This is a genomic window from Moritella sp. JT01, from assembly GCF_001574435.1.
Taxonomy (GTDB): Bacteria; Pseudomonadota; Gammaproteobacteria; order Enterobacterales; family Moritellaceae; genus Moritella.
Window position 1 is genome coordinate 46,514 of record NZ_LOCN01000030.1, and the last position, 20,310, is coordinate 66,823.

The 20,310-nt window shown below is 39.5% G+C and carries 16 protein-coding genes and 1 tRNA gene; 8 read left to right on the top strand and 9 right to left on the bottom strand.

Features of this window, described 5'->3' with window-relative positions; all coding sequences use genetic code 11:
- Window positions 1–120: 120 nt before the first annotated feature.
- A complete protein-coding gene (locus AKG98_RS19290; RefSeq protein ID WP_067049876.1) occupies window positions 121–1,362 on the bottom strand; it encodes an aromatic amino acid transport family protein in 1,242 nt (413 codons plus the stop codon).
- Window positions 1,363–1,366: 4 nt separating this feature from the next.
- Window positions 1,367–1,630, bottom strand: coding sequence for a Trp family transcriptional regulator (locus AKG98_RS19295; protein ID WP_067049879.1), 264 nt, complete (start codon window positions 1,628–1,630; stop codon window positions 1,367–1,369).
- 305 nt (window positions 1,631–1,935) lie between these two features.
- Between AKG98_RS19295 and AKG98_RS19300 the strand changes: the two genes are divergently transcribed.
- From AKG98_RS19300 to AKG98_RS19325, 6 genes are all read left to right on the top strand, one after another.
- Window positions 1,936–2,469, top strand: a complete 534-nt coding sequence (locus AKG98_RS19300; protein ID WP_228140367.1) for an NUDIX hydrolase — start codon at window positions 1,936–1,938, stop codon at window positions 2,467–2,469.
- 73 nt (window positions 2,470–2,542) lie between these two features.
- The gene (locus tag AKG98_RS19305; protein WP_067049882.1) at window positions 2,543–4,042 is read left to right on the top strand and encodes an FMN-binding glutamate synthase family protein; all 1,500 of its coding nucleotides are present in this window, start codon (window positions 2,543–2,545) and stop codon (window positions 4,040–4,042) included.
- Window positions 4,043–4,205: 163 nt separating this feature from the next.
- The gene (locus AKG98_RS19310; protein WP_067049886.1) at window positions 4,206–4,703 is read left to right on the top strand and encodes a hypothetical protein; all 498 of its coding nucleotides are present in this window, start codon (window positions 4,206–4,208) and stop codon (window positions 4,701–4,703) included.
- Window positions 4,704–4,761: 58 nt separating this feature from the next.
- Window positions 4,762–5,196 carry an Rrf2 family transcriptional regulator gene (locus AKG98_RS19315; protein ID WP_067049889.1) on the top strand — a complete coding sequence of 145 codons (435 nt, stop codon included), beginning with the start codon at window positions 4,762–4,764 and terminating at the stop codon, window positions 5,194–5,196.
- Between the two features lie 240 nt (window positions 5,197–5,436).
- Entirely contained in the window at window positions 5,437–5,919 is a 483-nt protein-coding gene (locus tag AKG98_RS19320; protein WP_067049893.1) for an SRPBCC family protein, read from the top strand.
- 367 nt (window positions 5,920–6,286) lie between these two features.
- Complete coding sequence (locus AKG98_RS19325) at window positions 6,287–7,672, top strand: sodium-dependent transporter (protein WP_067049897.1); 1,386 nt, start codon at window positions 6,287–6,289, stop codon at window positions 7,670–7,672.
- An 87-nt stretch (window positions 7,673–7,759) separates the two neighbouring features.
- Here AKG98_RS19325 and AKG98_RS19330 read toward each other — a convergent pair whose 3' ends face one another.
- Window positions 7,760–8,950: a hypothetical protein gene (locus AKG98_RS19330; protein ID WP_067049900.1), complete on the bottom strand. Its 1,191-nt coding sequence runs from the start codon at window positions 8,948–8,950 to the stop codon at window positions 7,760–7,762.
- Between the two features lie 224 nt (window positions 8,951–9,174).
- Between AKG98_RS19330 and AKG98_RS19335 the strand changes: the two genes are divergently transcribed.
- Both AKG98_RS19335 and AKG98_RS19340 read left to right on the top strand, forming a co-directional pair.
- A complete protein-coding gene (locus tag AKG98_RS19335) occupies window positions 9,175–9,804 on the top strand; it encodes a LysE family translocator (protein ID WP_157534174.1) in 630 nt (209 codons plus the stop codon).
- Between the two features lie 129 nt (window positions 9,805–9,933).
- Window positions 9,934–11,367 (top strand): oxidoreductase, encoded by a 1,434-nt coding sequence (locus AKG98_RS19340; RefSeq protein WP_067049906.1) that lies wholly within the window; start codon window positions 9,934–9,936, stop codon window positions 11,365–11,367.
- Window positions 11,368–11,449: 82 nt separating this feature from the next.
- Here AKG98_RS19340 and AKG98_RS19345 read toward each other — a convergent pair whose 3' ends face one another.
- From AKG98_RS19345 to AKG98_RS19370, 6 genes are all read right to left on the bottom strand, one after another.
- A complete protein-coding gene (locus AKG98_RS19345) occupies window positions 11,450–13,696 on the bottom strand; it encodes a TonB-dependent siderophore receptor (protein ID WP_067049928.1) in 2,247 nt (748 codons plus the stop codon).
- Window positions 13,697–13,768: 72 nt separating this feature from the next.
- Window positions 13,769–15,424 carry a multidrug ABC transporter permease/ATP-binding protein gene (locus AKG98_RS19350; RefSeq protein WP_067049908.1) on the bottom strand — a complete coding sequence of 552 codons (1,656 nt, stop codon included), beginning with the start codon at window positions 15,422–15,424 and terminating at the stop codon, window positions 13,769–13,771.
- Between the two features lie 84 nt (window positions 15,425–15,508).
- Window positions 15,509–17,485, bottom strand: coding sequence for a Fe(3+)-hydroxamate ABC transporter permease FhuB (gene fhuB, locus AKG98_RS19355; protein WP_067049911.1), 1,977 nt, complete (start codon window positions 17,483–17,485; stop codon window positions 15,509–15,511).
- A 1-nt stretch (window position 17,486) separates the two neighbouring features.
- Window positions 17,487–18,377 (bottom strand): ABC transporter substrate-binding protein, encoded by an 891-nt coding sequence (locus tag AKG98_RS19360; RefSeq protein WP_198155572.1) that lies wholly within the window; start codon window positions 18,375–18,377, stop codon window positions 17,487–17,489.
- Entirely contained in the window at window positions 18,377–19,156 is a 780-nt protein-coding gene (locus AKG98_RS19365) for an ABC transporter ATP-binding protein (protein WP_067049914.1), read from the bottom strand. Before AKG98_RS19365 ends, AKG98_RS19360 begins: the two co-directional genes overlap by 1 nt.
- 968 nt (window positions 19,157–20,124) lie before the next feature.
- Window positions 20,125–20,201, bottom strand: a tRNA-Asp gene (locus tag AKG98_RS19370).
- Window positions 20,202–20,310 lie beyond the last annotated feature (109 nt).

Sequence of the window (20,310 nt, forward strand, 5' to 3'; positions counted from 1 at the left end):
ATACAAATAGAGATTAATTTCAAAAACTTAAACCTAATCACATTTTAATTAACTTATAATCAACTAACTCGCCGTTAATAACATGCTCACTAACGGCGGTCATACTATCCATTAACGAACTTACGCGAGCATCCCCATCATCGACAATACTTGGAAGATAACCACGCAAACGGAAAATATCATCACAACAGCCATACGTGTATAACCACCAGTAACCAGAAAGTCAGTCGTTGGTAAATGCTTACGCGCCTGAAAAGCGAGTGCGACAGGTGTAAACAAAGCAAATACAGCGGCAGCGAAGCCCGCATAACCAATGGCGTAGATAAAGCCATTTGGAAATAGCACACCGCCTATCATTGGCGGTACAAATGTGACTAAAGCCGTTTTACTACGACCAGACAAAGTATCATCGAGTTTCAATAAATCAGTAAGAAAATCAAATAAACCTAATGCCACGCCCAAAAACGATGTTGCTACAGCAAAATTTGCAAATAACTGTAACGTAATGGCTAATGTAACACCCGACCCCGTAGACTCTAACGCAGAAACGAGTGCACCCATATTGCCACCTTCAGCAATAACAGCAGCAAAACCATCGCGACCAATCACAGTGAAACTCGCAAGTAACCAGATTAGATATATCGTCAGTGCTAATAAACTTCCGTAACGGATGGAGTTAACGACTTTCGCGCTGTCTTTTTTATAATATTTAACCAAGCTTGGGATATTAGAATGAAAACCAAAACACACCATTAATGACGGTATTGCTGCCCAACTATAAGGTAAGCGTTCTGTCATCTCGGCAAGTGGCTGCAATAAAGAAAAGTTTGCGTCACTAAGCAAGCTGAAAATGGCGATACTAAAAGTGATCACCATCCCACCTAACATTGCAGAAGTAAAACGATCAACTGCTTTGGTACTAAAGCTCACAATCAAGCCAAGTAGGACTGCAAAAGCAAAACTAGCGACAGACTGATCAAGTTCAATACCTAAACCCGATTGTAAGCTGTGCCCCAACATCGAGCCACCACCCGAGATATAGGCATATACTAAGATATAACTCACAAACATCACTGACAAACCATTCAATATACGTAATGATGTCGGTAACAAGGCCTTTGTCATTGAATCAAAATTAACACCATGCTTAAATTTTTGGTTCGCTTCAAGTAAGTAAAGTGCTGAACTATACATGCAGTACCAAGATACACACAAAAATAACACCGCCCAGCCAAACCACATATTTGATGTTAATACGGGTAGCGAAAACATACCGGCACCGATGCTGGTACCCGTAATAATAAATACGCCACCCAGCGAGGATGGTTGTTCGTCTTGACTGGCTGTCATTACTTCAGACATATACCTACTTCCTAATTAATAATGTTTGTAATAATTCTTTTTCAATATTACTCATTGATTTCAAATTATTTGAACCTCGAGTAATAGTGGCAATACTAATATTGTGTATTTTCGCTATTTCGCGCTGTGATCGCTCGCCTAGCAAAAGTTCTTTATAAACTAAAGCACGGGCATTAACGGCATTTAATTCTTCCGGTGAAAACAACAATGGAAGGACTAGTGAAATATCGTCCTTATTTGATATATCTAAAAGTAATTCATTGATCATACTATAAAATCATCGCACCTGAACTGTAATGGTGTAATGGTACAGCATTACACCCTAAACTATCAAGTTTAATTATTCTAGACACTTGAATAATTCGTCGAGAGACAAAAACAAGTAAACACCTTTGCAGAGTCTTCTTTACGAATATGCTACTATATGGCTAATTCGAGTTCCAATACGTGATGACATGCAGCAGTTAGGCAATGGCATAAAAATTCGAAAAATGCATTACAGTGATACAGCTAAGAACAGTAGAAATAAACCTACCTTAGCTACAAGTTAAACAATCATAAGAGCTATTTATAATGATCAACCAAATGCCCGTCCTTCGTTCTACTATCCATCCAGATGTAACCGCACCTAAAAATACTGACCAACGAGTCGCAACACGTGGCATTATTACTCAAGGTGAAGAGATCTTATTAATCTTCACTGCGCGCTACCATGATTACAGTTTACCGGGTGGCGGATTGCATGACGATGAAGACATCATTACCGGTTTAATTCGAGAAGTGGAAGAAGAAACAGGCGCCGAAAATATTCATAACGTTGTACCTTACGGTAGTTACGAAGAACTTCGCCCTTGGTATAAAGACGGCTTTGATAGTATCCAAATGCTATCCTATTGCTTTACTTGTAATGCCAATAAAAAATTAGGCTCGCCACGCTTAGAAGAAAATGAAATCAAAAATGGCGTTCGCGCGCTATGGATCAATATCCACGATGCAATTGCGCATAACCTTGACGTTATAGCGAGCCACCCTAGAGCGGGCCTGTCAATTGAGCGAGAGACCTACCTACTACAAAAAATAGCCAACGATATCGTTATAAAATGTTGATTGTTTGATTGGTTGTGCAGTCCCCTTTATTGTATTCTTAACCTAAGGATAGAGTTCAATAAAGGTATTACCTATGCAACCGGAATTTAAATCACAAATTGATATGCTACTGTACGGCCTCGATATTATGACAGGGCTATTCATTTTACTCCTCTTCGGTGGAATAATTAGTGTTATCTACATGTATATAGTAGATAAAAGACAAACCAAACAGGCTATTCGTCATAACTACCCTGTCATCGGACGTTTTCGATACCTATTTGAAAAACAAGGTGAATTCTTCCGCCAATATTTCTTTGCACAAGATCGTGAAGAAATGCCTTTCAACCGAGCAGAACGGTCTTGGGTTTACCGCGCGGCAAAAAACGTTGACCGAACCATCGCATTTGGCTCGACACGTAACCTAGATCAAGTCGGTACCATCATGTTTATGAATTGTGCCTTCCCCACGTTAACCGAAGATGCGATCCCACCGCAAACACTTACAATTGGTCCCAACTGTGCGCAACCATACATAACAAATTCGGTATTTAATATTTCGGGGATGAGCTACGGCGCAATTTCAAAACCAGCAATATTAGCCTTATCCCATGGTGCAAAAGAAGCCGGTTGCTGGTTAAATACGGGTGAAGGTGGCCTATCAGTTCATCATCTTGCCGGCGGTGCCGATCTCGTTTATCAAATAGGCACCGCAAAATATGGCGTGCGAGATGAACATGGTCATTTAAGTGATGAAAAACTGAAATCAATTGCCGAAATAGAACAAGTTAAAATGTTTGAAATAAAACTAAGCCAAGGGGCGAAACCAGGCAAGGGAGGCATATTACCCGGTAAAAAGGTCACACCAGAAATAGCCAAAATCCGAGGTATTCCCGTCGGTGAAGACTCCATCAGTCCAAATGCTCATCCAGAAATAAAAAATGTTGGTGATATACTTGATATGGTCGCCCGTATTCGTCAAGTAACAGGTAAGCCTGTCGGATTTAAATTTGTATTGGGTCATACTCAATGGATAACGGATATATTAACAGAAATAATCAAACGCGGTCCCGAATCGGCACCCGATTTTATGACGTTAGACAGTGCTGATGGTGGCACAGGGGCTGCACCACAACCATTAATGGATTATGTGGGTCTACCTCTAAAGGAAAGCTTACCTTTACTTGTTAATATGCTAGAAAAATACAATCTACAAGGAAAAATTAAAGTCATCGCATCAGGAAAACTCATTACCCCATCAAAAGTCGCTTGGGCATTAGCCGTCGGCGCCGATTTTATTGTTTCCGCACGTGGTAACATGTTCGCGCTAGGTTGCATTCAAGCATTGCAATGTAATAAGAATACTTGCCCAACAGGTATCACGACTCACAACCCAAAACTGCAAGAAGGATTAGACGTTCAAGACAAAGCACAGCGGGTTGCAAACTATAACAAATACATTCATTACGGTATCGGTCTAATCGCTCATTCATGCGGTGTTAATGAGCCAAGGAAATTACGTCGAGATCATGTGCGTATTGTCACTGAAAATGGGTTATCTATCGCACTTGATAAACTCTACCCAATTGAATAAACGAGTCGAATACATGAGCCTAGGTTTTAATTTTTAATACTTTTTAACGAATCTAGAATCTAGGCTAAAATATCTCAAGCTCTTGATTAATATTTCTAATAGTTACGCGTATAACAGTATTCCTAACAACCGATTTTAACGATCGTCAGGAAAGGGAATCAAAATGAAATTATTAGTCAAACAAGATGTGGGGGATATTCATAAAGACCACTTGAAGATTTTAGATAATGTTATTACCTTCTTACAACATAACATCGACGGTCTTGAATTCCTTCCTTTCAATCTAGATGCAGAACAAGGTGATTACCAGCAAGCTTTTCAGCGACAAACAGGGATCATTTTCACACCTGCTAATTATCGTCATTACCGTTTACGTTTATTATCGGTTGTTGATGCGTTGCTTTATATCCACACATCATCTAATGATAGCGATGCTTATGAACTTTCTTATAATTTAAGCTCCATCCATCCTAAGCCCGTATTTTTTGCAGTCTGGCGAGGAGCGCCAATCAAAAGCCCACTTTTAAAAGAGTTAGATCAAGATTATCCAGTCACTTACTGCCAGTTTAGTCATCCAAGAGAATTACTCGAAGGGTTTAAGCGTTTCCTTCAAGAACATGGTAAAGACGTCATGATAAAAGCAGAGAAAGAGTTGGTATAAATTTCTAGAGTAGTTTGCGCATAATTAACTTACGATAACATTTGCAATGGTGACTAAAGTGAAGATAACGACTTATACAGATTTTGGCATACGCACACTCATGTATTTATCCACCCTTCCAAAAGGACAACGCTCAAGTTCCGCGGAAGTGGCGAATGTGTATGACGCATCACGAAACCATATAGCTAAAGTAATAGCACACCTGTCATCTCTCGACTATATAGAATCATCGAGAGGTAAAAATGGCGGTATATGGTTAGCAAAACCACCATCAGAAATTAATATTGGTCAGCTTGTCAGAGCACTCGAAAATAATTTGAAAGGCATCGATGCCAACGCAAGTGATTCTGACATTGTGCCAATTTATCAATTAAAAAAAGTACTAGAAACCGGCATTGATGCCTTCCTGCAAACATTAGATCAATATTATCTGACTGATTTACTCAATGATACATTTCAGTTCGAATCGCTATCTTATACAAAACAAGCATGATAGTTGTTACACCGCTGTATATAATCTTGTGTAACTTACAATCATCCCGACTAAAGGGATATATAGGCACATTTAGCTGACAATATTTGAAGGTAAAATAGCCATAACACATACCCCAAAGTTGATAGTTCATTCTTGACAACAATATTCATCTGGTGCAATGTAAGCGGCAGAAATTATACATCTAGCGCGTTAAGCCTAGAATATTTAACACTATTATTAAATAAAGGAACACTTGAAATGGCTTTCGACGTAAAAATTCAACTAAATAAAAAATTTACAGTACCTGCAGATATAGATACCGTTTATAAGCTTTTAGCTGACGTTCCGGCTTCAACCAGCCATTTTCCAGATCTAGAACATTTGATCGAAGAAGCTGCAAATACTTACCGCTGGGAAATGAAAAAAATTGGTCTAGGGCCGATTCAACTTCAAACAATTTATGCATGCAAATATACTTGCGATGCAGTGAGTAAAACTATTGTTTGGGAACCTCGTGAAACAGCTAATAATAGTGCACAAGTATCAGGTAAATGGCTCATAACTGAGACTAGTACTGGTTGTGATATTAACTTATTAACAGATGCAGTAATTACAATTCCATTACCTAGTCTGGCTGGTATCGGTTTAAAGCCAGTTGTTAAAGTTGAATTTGAAACATTAACAAATACTTATATCAAAAACTTAGCTAAGACATTATCGAAGGTAGCTGCGACAGCTTAATTCGCGCCTCGATATAATAAATTAAAAAATCACAATAAACCTGAATTGGGACGCCAATTCAGGTTTATTGTGTTCCCCCCTCTAGATTATGCCTCACTTGCTTTAGAATGAAAAACAAACAATCAACAGTTCATTCACACAAATGTAGCAAAAGACTGCAATATACAGCACACACTCAAAATATAAGCATTTAAATCCGCAATTAAATAAATACGCGAGATGTTTAACTTCAAAATCACGCATTCGAAGGTTTAACCAAATAAATGACAAGCATTTTAGAGTTATCATCTAATTAAAGTCCTTATCCCGGTGTTTTTAATATGTTATTAGTATGTACATAACCATATACATAACCCAGGATGGGAAAATGACAACAAGCACAACAATTGACAGTCGCTGGTCTAGCGAATTTAAATACGTACTTGCAGCAGCAGGTGCAGCTGTAGGTTTAGGTAACCTTTGGAAGTTCCCCTACATCATGGGCGAAAATGGTGGTGGTGCGTTCGTTCTTGTCTACCTATTTTGTATTCTACTAATCGGTATTCCTGTCATGATGGCAGAAGTAATGATTGGTAAACGTGCTCGTACGTCACCAGCAAATGCTTCAGCTACCATTGCAAAAGAGTCTGGCGGTTCAGGCATTTGGTCTCTACTGGGTGCATCAGGTGTTATCGCAGGTTCATTAATTTTAAGTTTCTATATCGTCATTGCAGGTTGGGCAGCTGCTTATATCTTCTTTGGTATTAGTGGCGACTTCCTTGCAACCGCAGGTTCTGAAATTTCTCATAAAGATGAAATTGGGGCACTATTCACCAGTTTAATTACAGATACAACACAACTGATCTTATGGTCTTCAATTACAATTGTCGCTGCAATGTTAGTATTAATTCGAGGTGTTAATGCCGGTCTCGAGAAAGCCGTTACTTACCTAATGCCATCATTGCTTGTCTTATTGATGATTATCATGGTCTACGCCGCAGCAACAGGTAACTTTGGTGAAGCAGCACAATTCATGTTTTCGCCAGATTTCTCAAAACTCTCTATTGATGGTGTATTAACAGCGCTAGGACACGCATTTTTCACCCTCAGTTTATCATCAGGCATCATGATGATTTACGGTACATATATGCCTGAAGGTACGTCAATCGCGAAAACATCTATCTGGATCGCGCTCATGGATACAGCGGTAGCACTTATCGCAGGTATGGCTATCTTCCCTATCGTGTTTGCTAATGGCATGGAGCCTTCTGCGGGTCCAGGTCTACTATTCGTGTCATTACCTATCGCGTTTGGTCAAATGCCTTTGGGAACACTGTTTGGTACGCTATTCTTCATCATGGTTACATTCGCAGCATTCACATCTGTGATCGCACTTCTTGAATCACCAGTAGCCTACTTGAACGAACGTCTTGGCTTAAGCCGTACTAAAGCAACAATTGTAGCGGGCTGTACTATTTGGGGTCTATCACTACTAACAGTATTTTCACTCAGTGGTGCACCTTGGGCTCAAGATGTGGTTATGGGTCTAAGTTTCTTTGATGCTTTAGATAAACTGACAGCAAACATCATGCTACCTCTTGCCGGTCTATTCACTGCGGTATTAGTCGGTTGGGTTGTGAATGAGAAAGTCACTCGTGAAGAGTTTGGTTTATCAGAAGTGGCTTATAAAATGGTTATGTTCTGTCTACGTTATTTGTCACCAGTAGCAATTGCAATCGTATTCTTGCAAGCTGTAGGTCTAATTAGCCTTTAATAAATACTAAATAATAAAAAGGCTTCAATTATTGAAGCCTTTTCATTTCTGTGATTTGATCGTTAATGACTAAAGATTCACTAATCGCTAGCCAAAGATTGCTCTAATTAACAACATTACTTCTGTTGCACTTTTACCTTTTTCAACTTCAATAATCATAGAGTCTCGTTTACTTTGTAAATAAGCAGGTAAATCAGATTCTGCAAGTAAACGATCTACCGCTTCTGTGGCGCTTTCTTTAGTACGCTTTTGACGTACAACACCCGCTGTACGAGTGCGACCACCCATTGTGCTGCGAACAACAGCAGGCTTATTCTTCAATTTTAAATAATTTGATTGCGCAGCGAAATCTTTATCCACAAAAAAGAACAGATCAAATAACACGACGCGGTTATTCCATAGCTCAAGTTCTGCTGCATCTTCTGGCTGTGCTGATTTAAACCATGGTTGACGATGAATCGCTTCGATAATATCAACCCAATAACGAGAGAAGTCTGTCACCTTTAGCTTAACGAGACCAAACCCTTGGCAAAGTGCATCCACTTTTGATGCTGTTAATACCAGGAATACATCAGGTCGGCGCATCGCCAATAAACGAGTCGCAACAAACAAACCTGCTTTGCCTTTATCTAAGGTAGCAAAAGCCGCTGTATAGCGTTTTACAAACTCTTTATAATCCGCTTCGCTCACTTCGCCTTCTAACGGGATCGCAGCTAAAGCGTTATCGAGAAGAGATGGGGTATGTTGCAATAACTCGTGGAAGCCTTTTGAACCACGGGTACTACCAAATAGTTCAACATCAAAATCAAATTTTGTAGGTTCGTGCGCAGATAAGTGTTTACCAGCAAATGCAAGGCGTTCAAGATCTGACATAGCCGCTAACGTACTTATACGTAATGAGCTGATATAATTTAATAAGCGAAGACGTTCACCTAATGCTTGGCGATCGGCTTGATCAAGTATGAAGTTTTTTAGAAAAGGCCAAGGTGTTATACGTGATGTTTTAACCTGACGGCAAGTGATCGACTTTTCTAATAACAGCAGTAGTTTTTGTAACGGTTTTTCATGTTTTGCATCAAGCAATTCCATATTAATACCGTAACGCGCGTAATTGTATAATTCATTACACCAGCCAAGAAAATCTCCAGGTCGGTTCGTCACTTTAACAGCCATTAAATTCAAGCTTATTTCAGTAACATAATCTACGATTTGATCATACTGTGCAGTTTCAACATCAGATAATCGCATGTCTTGCGGAGAAGTAATAAATTTTATCATTAAAGCGTCATTCCAGTCTAAATTCTAAATACAATTGCTGTGATTGATAAGTATAGGCTTAAGGATTAATTTTTAAACCTATACTTGGCTAAATTCAAAAATGAATAGCTTGATCAAGTTCACAAAGTTAAAAACGGCTAATTTATATTCATTCAACAATAGAATACAGAAAACTTATTGAATGATATATTATTCAGCTTCATCTTAATCACTAAGTTTATATAATGTCCGCCATCGACTTGCATCTTTTAGCGCTTTTTATCCCTACATTTTTCTTCGTTTCTATTACGCCAGGTCTGTGTATGACATTATCGATGACATTAGGCATGACGATTGGCGTAAAGCGCAGTCTTCACATGATGTGGGGAGAATTACTCGGCGTGGGTTTGGTTGCCATTTTAGCTGTTATTGGTGTGGCAACAATAATGTTGAAGTACCCAAACGCATTTTCAGCTCTCAAATACCTTGGTGGTAGCTACCTTATTTACCTTGGTATTCAAATGTGGCGCTCAAAGGGTAAACTCGCTATTTCTGATAGCCTAGGGTCTGAAAGCACAATGAAGCCAATTCAATTAGCCAGCCAAGGTTTTGTGACAGCGATTGCAAACCCAAAAGGTTGGGTTTTTATGATCTCGCTATTACCGCCTTTTATTAATCCGACCCAAGCATTAACACCACAGCTATCGGTGCTCGTTGCGATTATTCTTATTACCGAGTTCAGCTGTTTATTAATGTATGCGAGCGGTGGACAAACACTACGTCTCTTTTTACAAAAAGGTAATAATGTCCGCTTACTCAATAAAATTGCAGGCTCACTGATGGTCTTTGTCGGGATCTGGTTAGCAACGGGATAAAGTTCGTGCGAATACGAAAGGCTCAGCGCCATTTACTAATATAAATACACTTTAGCTAAAAATAAGTTTCATTCAGGTATAAATAATTGGCATAATAAATTATCTAATTATTTATACGTTGCGAAGAGAATGATCAAGAACGTAGCTACGACTCTAAAATCAAAACGCATTGCAATTATCGGCGGTGGTATTGCAGGTAGCACGATCGCACTGCGTTTGGCTGGGTTAGACATTAATGTTACCTTATTTGAAGAAGGTGTTAGCTTAGTCAATGGCCCACCGGTATGTCATCTGCATGCTGGCGGCAACCTTTACCCTGACATTTCCGACGAGCAATGCCTTACGTTATTAGAACAGTCAATCGCGACAATGAAGATCTATCCGCATTGCATCAATAAGCGTCCAACCGTAATTGCAATCCCTCAGCGCGATGCGAGTAACATAGAAAAATTATTACCACGACTTGAATTACTCACTCAACGTTACAAAGCGCTAATTCAAGCTGATGCAAGTAATAAAGTACTCGGTGAACCAGACGATTATTATCAGATGTTTACCCGCTGTGACATTGAACGATTAAAGCACGTATCACAGCCTCAGGAGATTACTCAATTCTCTGATTGGATGATCCCACTTGCTAAAACGCTTGATCTTAATTCGATTAAATTTCCATTGTTGATGGTTCAAGAATACGGTTTGAGTTTATTCCGTATTGCCGCAAGCACAGAACTTAGCCTCGATGCTTCGACATCTTGCAACTTACTCGTTAACAATAAAGTGATTAATGTCTCTTACACCGCGGATAAAACTTGGTTAATCACACATACAGAAAACGGCAGCCAAACAACAACCGAAGTTGATTATTTAATTAATGCTTGTGGCTATAGAACTGGCATTATTGATGATATGGCAGATACCCCAAAAGAACGTATGGTTGAGTTTAAGGCTGCTTATATAACGCATTGGAAACAAAGTGAACGTTGGCCAGAAGTTGTCTTTCATGGCGAGCGCGGGACACCTGAAGGTATGGCGCAATTAACACCTTACCCTGATGGTTATTTTCAGCTACATGGTATGACTGAAGAGATCACATTATTTAAAAATGGGTTAGCTAAAAGTACGGGTAAGAGTGCCCAGCCTAAACTAGACAAAAGTTTTATCAATAAACTAGTCCAGGGTTGGGATAAAGAAGAATCTAATAATCGAACTCAAAAAGCGATTCAGCATATAAGCCACTTTATTCCGAGCTTTAACAATGCAACTATCGCTGGAAGACCATTATTTGGTGCGCAGCAAATACCAGGTAAAGATGTATCTCTGCGCGCTTATGACGTCTCATTTGAGGGACAACAATATGCACGAGCAGAAATAGTTAAAGCATCGTCAGCACTCACTGTCGCCGATCAAATCATCCATAAATTATTTAATTACTCACATGAGCAACTAACAAAGTGCCGTAATGTTAATGCCAACTTTACCGCTTTATCTGAAGATGATATCAATAGACTCGCTTGTGAAATTGCTCACGATAGAAACTACCCGACTGCACTCGCTAAAATCTGATCATGAATAAGGCCAAGGATTTATTTAAAGGTAGTCAACGTTATCCGCAGCCTATTAGGACTGCGGAAACTCAGAAATTTAATTACCAAGCATAGCTAAGGCTCGCAATCACATTTCGGCCATTACCATAGAAACAATTACCATAACCACAAGTTGACACATACTCTTTATCCATAAGATTTTTAGCTGCAATTTGGATTTTCATATTGTTAATGGTGTAACTCACCGTTGCATCCATTAACGTAAAATCAGCTACCTTTGTTGTTTCAGTATCGTCAGCATAAGTTTCGCCAACATAACGGCCACCAACACCAACAGCTAAACCTTCTAGACTGTTACCAAAGAAACGATAATTAGCCCAAGCTGATGCAAGTGTATTCGCGACCTGCATCGGACGGTTACCCACCTTAAAGGCATCATTATCTTTAACAATTTCTGAGTCCATGAACGTTGCATTAGCAACTAAACTTAGCCCCGAAGTCACATTAGCAACGGCTTCTAACTCAATACCTTTATTTTCAACTTCACCAATTTGAAGCAAATTACCAGCAGCATCCGAGGTCGCCATATTCTCTTTGTTAATTTGGAACAACGCCGCATTAAATGAACCATCGAAAGATTGTGGTAAATATTTCAGACCAATTTCAAATTGTTTTCCGCTCTCTGGTAGAGCTGAATTTCCGTTTTTGTCCAATTTAAGAATCGGTTGGAAGTGTTCTGCATAATTAGCATATGGCGTTAGTCCATTCTCAAAGATATAAGCTATTCCTGCACTTTTTGTCCACTCTTGATTACTAACAACCTGTTTTTTGTTTGTCGATTTATTTTCATAGGTTGATTTCGTATTATCAAAACGAACACCTAACGTGATAGCAATGGCGTCATTGATCAACATCTGCTCTTGTAAATAGCCACCCAGTTGATGCTTTTCACTTGTTGTCGTTTCACGGTCTGTATCAGTTACAGGCTGGAAGGTAGCCCCGTCTAATAAAGTAACATTGTCTGTATAACTCGGGTTGTACGGATTGAATAGTGGATTATAAGTATCAAGATATATACCTGGATATGGGGTTGGAACTTTAATAGGCGTATTCCCGTCAGCGACGAGAACGCGACCACCAAAGCTTTGCCCTTTTATATCAAGCCAGCGATAATCAATACCAGATAACAATGTGTGCTCTAATTTACCCGTATTAAATTTATAAATTAAACGGTTATCCGCTGAAAAACTTTTCGATTTACCCTCTTCACTTGATAAACCTCGTACGATATTGGTTCTTGTTGCTTCCAGACCAAAGTCTTGAGCATAACCAAGTGCATACATCTGCTTTAAATCAATATCTAATTGGCTATAACGCACAGATTGAGCAAACTGAACTGACTCATTAAACTTATGGCTAAATTCATAGCCCAATGCAGCTTGAGTACGCTCAAATTTTTCATAATCCGGGTTACCAATAGCAACATCATCACCAATAAAGCCATTCTTGTTTTCAGTTAATGACCCTTCCATAGGTAAAAACTGTAAGTAAGGGTCTGAGTCATCTTTCTGATAACTAGCAAGTACAGTTAGATTAGTATTGTCACTAAAGTTAACACTCACAGATGGGGCAAGATAGATACGTTCAGCTTCAACATTGTCAACATCAGTGCCATTTTTACGCCCTAAAGCCACTAAACGCCAAGCGATATCATCAGTGATATCACTACCAAGATCTAGGCTTAATTGCTGGCGATCATTGGTGCCATAGTCCACCGATACGAAGCCAAAACTACCACCATGTTGAGGTCGTTTACTGATCACATTAATCACACCGCCAGGAGGGTTCTGTCCGTACAATACCGATGCTGGACCACGTAATATCTCAACACGTTCTAAGCCAAACGGATCGACTTGATAGCTATAAAAACCTGCCGAATCGACTCTCGTTCCGTCTTGATACAAACCATCATTAGCCTGATTAAAACCGCGAATAACAAACCAATCTTGCTTGTTATCTTCACCATAAAAGTTAGCCTGGATACTTGGCGTGTATTGCAAAGCATCAGCCACACTCACAGACGCTCGATCATCCATTTGCTCCCTTGTAACAACCGATACTGCTCTTGGCGTTTTACTTATCGGCATATCCGTTTTGGTTGCTGTCATGCTATTCTCACCAACATAACCAAAATCGGGGCCAATTGGATTACTAAACTCTGCAGTAACAACAACTTCTTGTTCCGAATTTTCATTCGTACTTGCTGATACATAATTGACCATTAATCCCATCATTACAGCCGTTGCCAAAGATTTCTTAATAAATTTCTGGCTAACAAATGCGTCCATTCGCTGATTTCCCAATAACATAAACACTCCAATACATATGATTATAATAACTATTTTAAAAATTAAATATCTCTAACTTACCAGTTGATCAGTAACCAACTTAGCACGACCTAACTCTCGTCCATCTAATTCAATTAATTGACCGTTATCCATTTTGATTACTCGGTCTGCAATATTGAAATAACGATCATCATGTGTAATTGCAATAATTGTCTTACCACGCTGTTTTAATAACGGTAAGATAGTTTGATAGAAAAAATGTCTAAAATGAGGGTCTTGATCCGCAGCCCATTCATCAAGTAATAAACAATCTCGTTGCTCAAGTACAGTCATCAATAAAGCCAAGCGTTTTCGTTGCCCCTGAGAGTAACGAACATCACTAAGCTTACCGTCCTCATAGCTAACTTTATGTTGCATTTCTAACATATTCATCCAATATTCAACTCGCTGGGATTCAACATTATTTCCTTCCCCATCAAGCAATTGGTGGAAGAGATGAAAGTCAGTAAAGACCGCTGAAAATAATGTTCTATATTCATGCCAGGACGTAATACTGACAGGCTTACCATCAATAATTACCTCACCTTTCTGCGGCCTATATAACCCTGTAAGTAGACGTGCAAATGTAGATTTACCACTACCATTACCACCAATAATAAATATCAGTTGTCCTTGTTCAATCGTGAGATTTAATGGCCCTACAGAAAAAGCAGACTCATCAGTCTCGGATTGGTAGCTATATTCAACGCCCTTAAATTGAAGCTGTTTAAAACCGCTATAGGTATTACGTGATTCAGTGGCTAGATTGTCAGTATTAAGCTCTAATCTAGTTAATTTTTTCATCGATACATTTGCCGCGATCAATGCAGGTAAAGCGGCTACAGCAGACATTAAAGGCGAGCGCATGAACAAGATAACTAATGCAAAGGTTGAAGCAACTTCTAAGCTTGCCCAGTTCAAACCAACGGCGAGATAATAATTTAAACCGATTAATGCAAGTATCACGGTATTGGCAAGATTACCGGCGAAGCCATTATGTATATCGGCTTTCGTGACTTGCTCGCAGTAAGCCTTAGCATGCACATCAAATTCTTCATGAAAGAAACGCTGCGCACGCTTCGGGTTGAGCGCTAGCTCTTTTCGTCCATCAATCATGGCTTGGTAATCGGCAAATAATTCATCATCATACTCACGAACTTGTTGTACATAGTGGCTGATCTTATACACCAACCAGTAACCAATCAGCGCAGTCATGGATAACATAACTAAACTAACCAAAAATAATGATGTCGAAAGAAATCCTAAATAAATCATCGCAAAGATAGCAAGCACGGCCCCATAAACTAACTCTGGTAAGTGAACGAATGCGATCGTAATATTTCGAATATCGGTATTTAAAGACGCTAAAATGGATGAACCACCAATTTTTTCTAGTTGTTCAATATCAGTATTTAATAATTGTTGAACCAATTCATAACGTTTTTGATAGACAAAACGATGCCCTAAAATATGCAATGATACTTGTGCCGCAGTTGAAATGAGTAATAAACAAATAAGTAACATACCGAATTGTACAAGTAACGTTACCAACTCACCGTCAGGGTTTAACATGTTATGTTGAATAAACACAATCACACCGACACTAAGTCCTGCACTACATAGACTCAACAGCATTACCGCAGACAATACCGAACCTTGTTTTGCCCCCAGCATCATGAGTAATTTCATAAAACATCCTTGCCATAAACTAAATGATAATCACCTTTATTTCTATTCAAGGTGAAGCATAATTAAAGTACTAAATGCACGCTTTTATAAACGTCGCAATCCCCACATAAGGTATAAACCACCTATGATAGAAGCCATCAGACCTGCAGGTATCTCTTGTGGATAGAGTAATTGGCGGCCAAGCCAGTCCGCCAACAACATTAAGATCATACCAAACATACCAGCACTCAGAATATGCGAGCGGGCATTGTTAAAACCAAATAATCGGGCAATATGTGGCGCCATTAAACCGACAAAACTTAATGGACCAACGACCAAGGTGGCGATGACAGTCAGCACTGCAACCAGCGTTAATAATATCAGTCGAGCACGATTAACATTGATACCTAAAGCTGCAGACGGCTCAGCACCAAGTGGTAAAACATCGAGCCATCGACTACAACTCAGCGCAGTAATAGTCAGTACGACAGCAAAGACAACAATCATGACTAACGAATCTGCATCGACGTAATATGTTGATCCAGATAACCAAGCAAGTACTTGGTAGCTCCGAGGATCACCTCCAGCCAAAATAAAACTTTGAACCCCATCCATTAATGCAGTTATCGCCACACCCGTCAGTAATAAACGTTCAGGCTGAAAGCCACTGCGACGGTTAAGTAAAACGAGTAATCCTAAGGTCAGCATTGCACCGACTAATCCACCGAAATAAAGCCCGAGTTTAGTTGCGCCAAATCCAGAAAAAATAGCAATAATAAGGCCGAGTGCAGCACCAGAACTGACCCCCATAATTTCGGGGCTTGCCATTGGGTTACCACTTAAGCGCTGGATGACAGTCCCAGCTACTGCAAGCATGAGTCCACCCGTAGCTGCACCGATCAGTCTTGGTATTCTCCACTCTAATAAGTCCCAATTATGCACACCCGTTAACCAAGTCCAGCCGTCAATTTGACGTCCAAATAAACTAAAAACAAACAACAAAACAAATGATAGGAAAAGTAATCCCAGCATATGTTTCGCTGACAAATAACTTACACTGGTACCACTTCTTGATAGTAACGTTTGTGTTTGAGATTGAGATTTAAATTGTAATCGAGGTAAAAGCCATAATAATAAGGGAGCGCCTAAGATAGCTGTTGCGGCACCCGTAGGGATCAGCATAGGTAGAATCCCAGGTAATTGTTGCAATAGTAGATCCGTGACGCTTAATAATAATGCCCCGAGTATTGCAGACAATATAATACGATGAGCGAAGCTTCTCACCCCTAACAAACGAATAAATGCAGGGGCCGCAAGGCCAATAAAACCGATAACACCAACGGTACTCACAACCCAAGCTGTTAATAAAACGGCGAGCGTTAAAGTGATGATTCTTAATCTAGCTAATGACATACCTAAACTACGTGCACTTTCATCTGATAGCTCAAGTAAACTGAGTGGTCGCACAAAACAAAATGCAATAATAGTGGCCGCGAATAATCGGGGAGCTAAAAAAATCGCATCATCCCAACTACTTTGAACAAGTGAACCTGCCCCCCAGATCATCAAACCTTTAAGCTCTTCTTGATTCATTAGTAACAATACGGTAGCGAAAGAGCCACAATATAGATTTACCACTAAACCAGAAACGATCACGATTGATGGCGATAATGCCCTACGCCAAGCCAGCGCAAATACCACAAGCATAGTAAATAGTCCGCCCAACGTAGCAACAGCGGACGGTGACCACAATAATAATTGAGGTGCAAATAATGTTGCTAGTAATAAAGCCAAATTCGCACCACTTGCGACTCCTAATGTTGCAGGAGAAGCTAAAGGATTGCGTAAAACCTGCTGCATGAGAACACCAGCAACGGCTAAACCTGCACCCGCTAATAATGTCGTAACAAGACGTGGCCACCAACTAAAATGCAACAGCACACTTTGCACAGAATTAGGATTGAAGTGCCACAGACTTTCAATGCTCTCACGCCAAGGGCCAATATTCATTAACTGCCAAGCAGATAGGAATATAACAAAACAGAGTAAGCTAGTTGTTAATCTAATAGGCGTTACAGTCATCTTACTCTCCATTATTCTTAGCGATTAAATTAGAAGACAAAGCACGAACAAATAAGCGCGCAAAACGCGTAGCCGATGGTAATGCACCAAAACTCCATACTGCAGGCATTCTTAACACGGGATAGTTTGATTGCTGACTCATAAACTGCCACAGTTGATTATGCTCAAGGGCAGCCTCAGTGCCAATTGGAAGCGGTTCAATCACAACAATTTGAGCGTCAATACCAACAAGTTCATTAATACCAACCAATGAGAATCCCCACTGATTGGTTGTTCCTTGCCAAGCACTCTCAATCCCTAATTCATTTACCGCTGTTTTATATAAACTATTATCACCAAATACGCGTAAGTGATTCGCATCCATAAATTGCACCATCAGTACAGGGGGGAAATCACTCGGAACTTGCTGCTTTAATGCTAATATCTCATCACGCTTTTGAAGAATAAAACGTTCAGCCTCTTTTTCAACGCCAATATTCATCGCAAGCTCTCTCGTCATACTCTCCATTGCCTGCCAATTCACGTTGCCTTTTTTGTATAAACCAATTTCAGTCACTTTTGTTATTTTTTGCAATTGCGGGGTCAATACGCTGAACATTGGGGAAATTAATATTTGAGTTGGAGCCAATTCTGCTAGCAGTTCTAAATTAGGTTGGGTGCGTAGCCCTAGATCTAATACACCATTTGGTATTTTAGGTTCTTTAACCCAAGCGTTATAATCTTGTTTCTGAGCAATGCCTAAAGGAGTGACACCTAAAGCAAGTAAGGTTTCGACGTGAGTCCAATCAATAGCAACAATCCGATTAGCAGATACTTTTAGGCTTCGAGACTCTTCAGCTGCATAACAAGTAAAGCTAGTAACTAACACTAATATTAAAAAAATTGATTTCATTAATTACAAACCTTAGCGCAAGGCATTGCAACTGGATAACCTACTGAATGCTGCATAACAGCCATTGGAATACCATAGATTTGCTCTAATGTTTCAGATTCTAATAACTCATCAACGGTGCCATGTTTAAGTAGCTTCCCTGAATGCAGGGCAACAATGTGATCACAGAAACGAGCTGCCATATTGATATCATGTAGAACAATAATGACACCTAGATTCAGCTCTTGGCTCAGCTTACGAATCAAGGTCAATACTTCGATTTGATGTGCGATATCGAGTGCCGATAAAGGTTCATCCAGTAAAAGGTACCGGGTTTTTTGAGCCAATAACATAGCAAGCCAAACGCGTTGACGCTCACCACCAGATAACGTATCTACCAAGCGGTCTCGATAGATCAGCGTATCTGTCAGTTCCATTGCGTTCTCAATGCAATTTTTATCTGTATCTGATAAACGGCCTAATAAACCATGCCAAGGGTAACGACCAAAACTAACAAGATCGTGACCACTAAGCGTATCGGTAGCAGGGAGGTGTTGTGGTAAATAAGCAATTTGACGAGCTAACTCTTTGTTAGACCATTTCACTAATGGTTTTTGATCTAATGTAACAAGACCATCTGTTGCGCTTTGTTGGTTTGCGAGAAGCTTAAGTAACGTTGATTTTCCAGAGCCATTATGCCCAACCAAGGCATAAACTTTACCTTGTTCGAACTCCATTGTTAAATCGGATAAAAGGTTGCGTTCTCCGACATTAAAACTCAACCGTTTTGCTTCAAGCATAAAATCACTTCCTGTAACAATATATTTATAAGGTCTCTAAAAGAAAAACACAATAATTTAAATGATAATGATTGTCAATACGATTTGTATCGGTGGAATATATCTATATGGCAGATTTATATAGTTATTTATTTTATTGGCATTTAAATAACATATTTACAGCAGAGGAATAGCACTATCCAAGATCCATATTTTTATCTGTAATAAGGTATGTTTATCGTTATTTAAAAAATATATAGCGATGCAGGAGATCAATTCTAGAGTAATCAAACTAATGACAAACAGTCACAATTAAAAACAAACAGAAATTTACAGATATCATTAACTAAAAAAAGTCATTATTTAAGTTTTATCATTGGATAGAGAACTATTTTAAATATTTTATTAAAATACTTATAATCAGTGATCGTTTGTCTTTTTATAAAGAATCTAACTACCACCAAGGATGATGAAATACCGGTAGCATTTCCAGCCCAACTGAATACGATTAATAAAAACTACCGCTCCGCACAATCTGTGCTTTCTGCACCTCTAAATTTCAGGCACAAAAAAACCTGAATCTTTCAATTCAGGCTTTCATTGTTTGTTGGCAAAGAGAAAGCGGACGGCTTTCTACAAACCACAACCCGCGAAGCCTTCGGCAGCGTGACAGGCCGCCTTTTTTATGTAAACAGTCTAACCAACTGAACTACCACTCCGAACAATCTGTATGTTTTGTATCCTGAATTTCAGGCACAAAAAAAGCCTGAATCTTTCGATTCAGGCTTTCGTTGTTTGTTGGCAAAGAGAAAGCGGACGGCTTTCTACAAACCACAACCCGCGAAGCCTTCGGCAGCGTGACAGGCCGCCTTTTTTAGGTAAACAGTCTAACCAACTGAACTACCACTCCGAACAATCTGTATTTTTTGTATCCTAAATTTCAGGCACAAAAAAAGCCTGAATCTTTCGATTCAGGCTTTCGTTGTTGTTGGCGGAGTGGACGGGACTCGAACCCGCGACCCCCGGCGTGACAGGCCGGTATTCTAACCAACTGAACTACCACTCCGCACAATCTGTGCTAATGTTTCCATCAGTCTATTCTGTATACAAGGTATAAAACCTTGATTGTAGTCTTTCGACTCAATTTGGCGCTTGGCGATGCCCTACTCTCACAT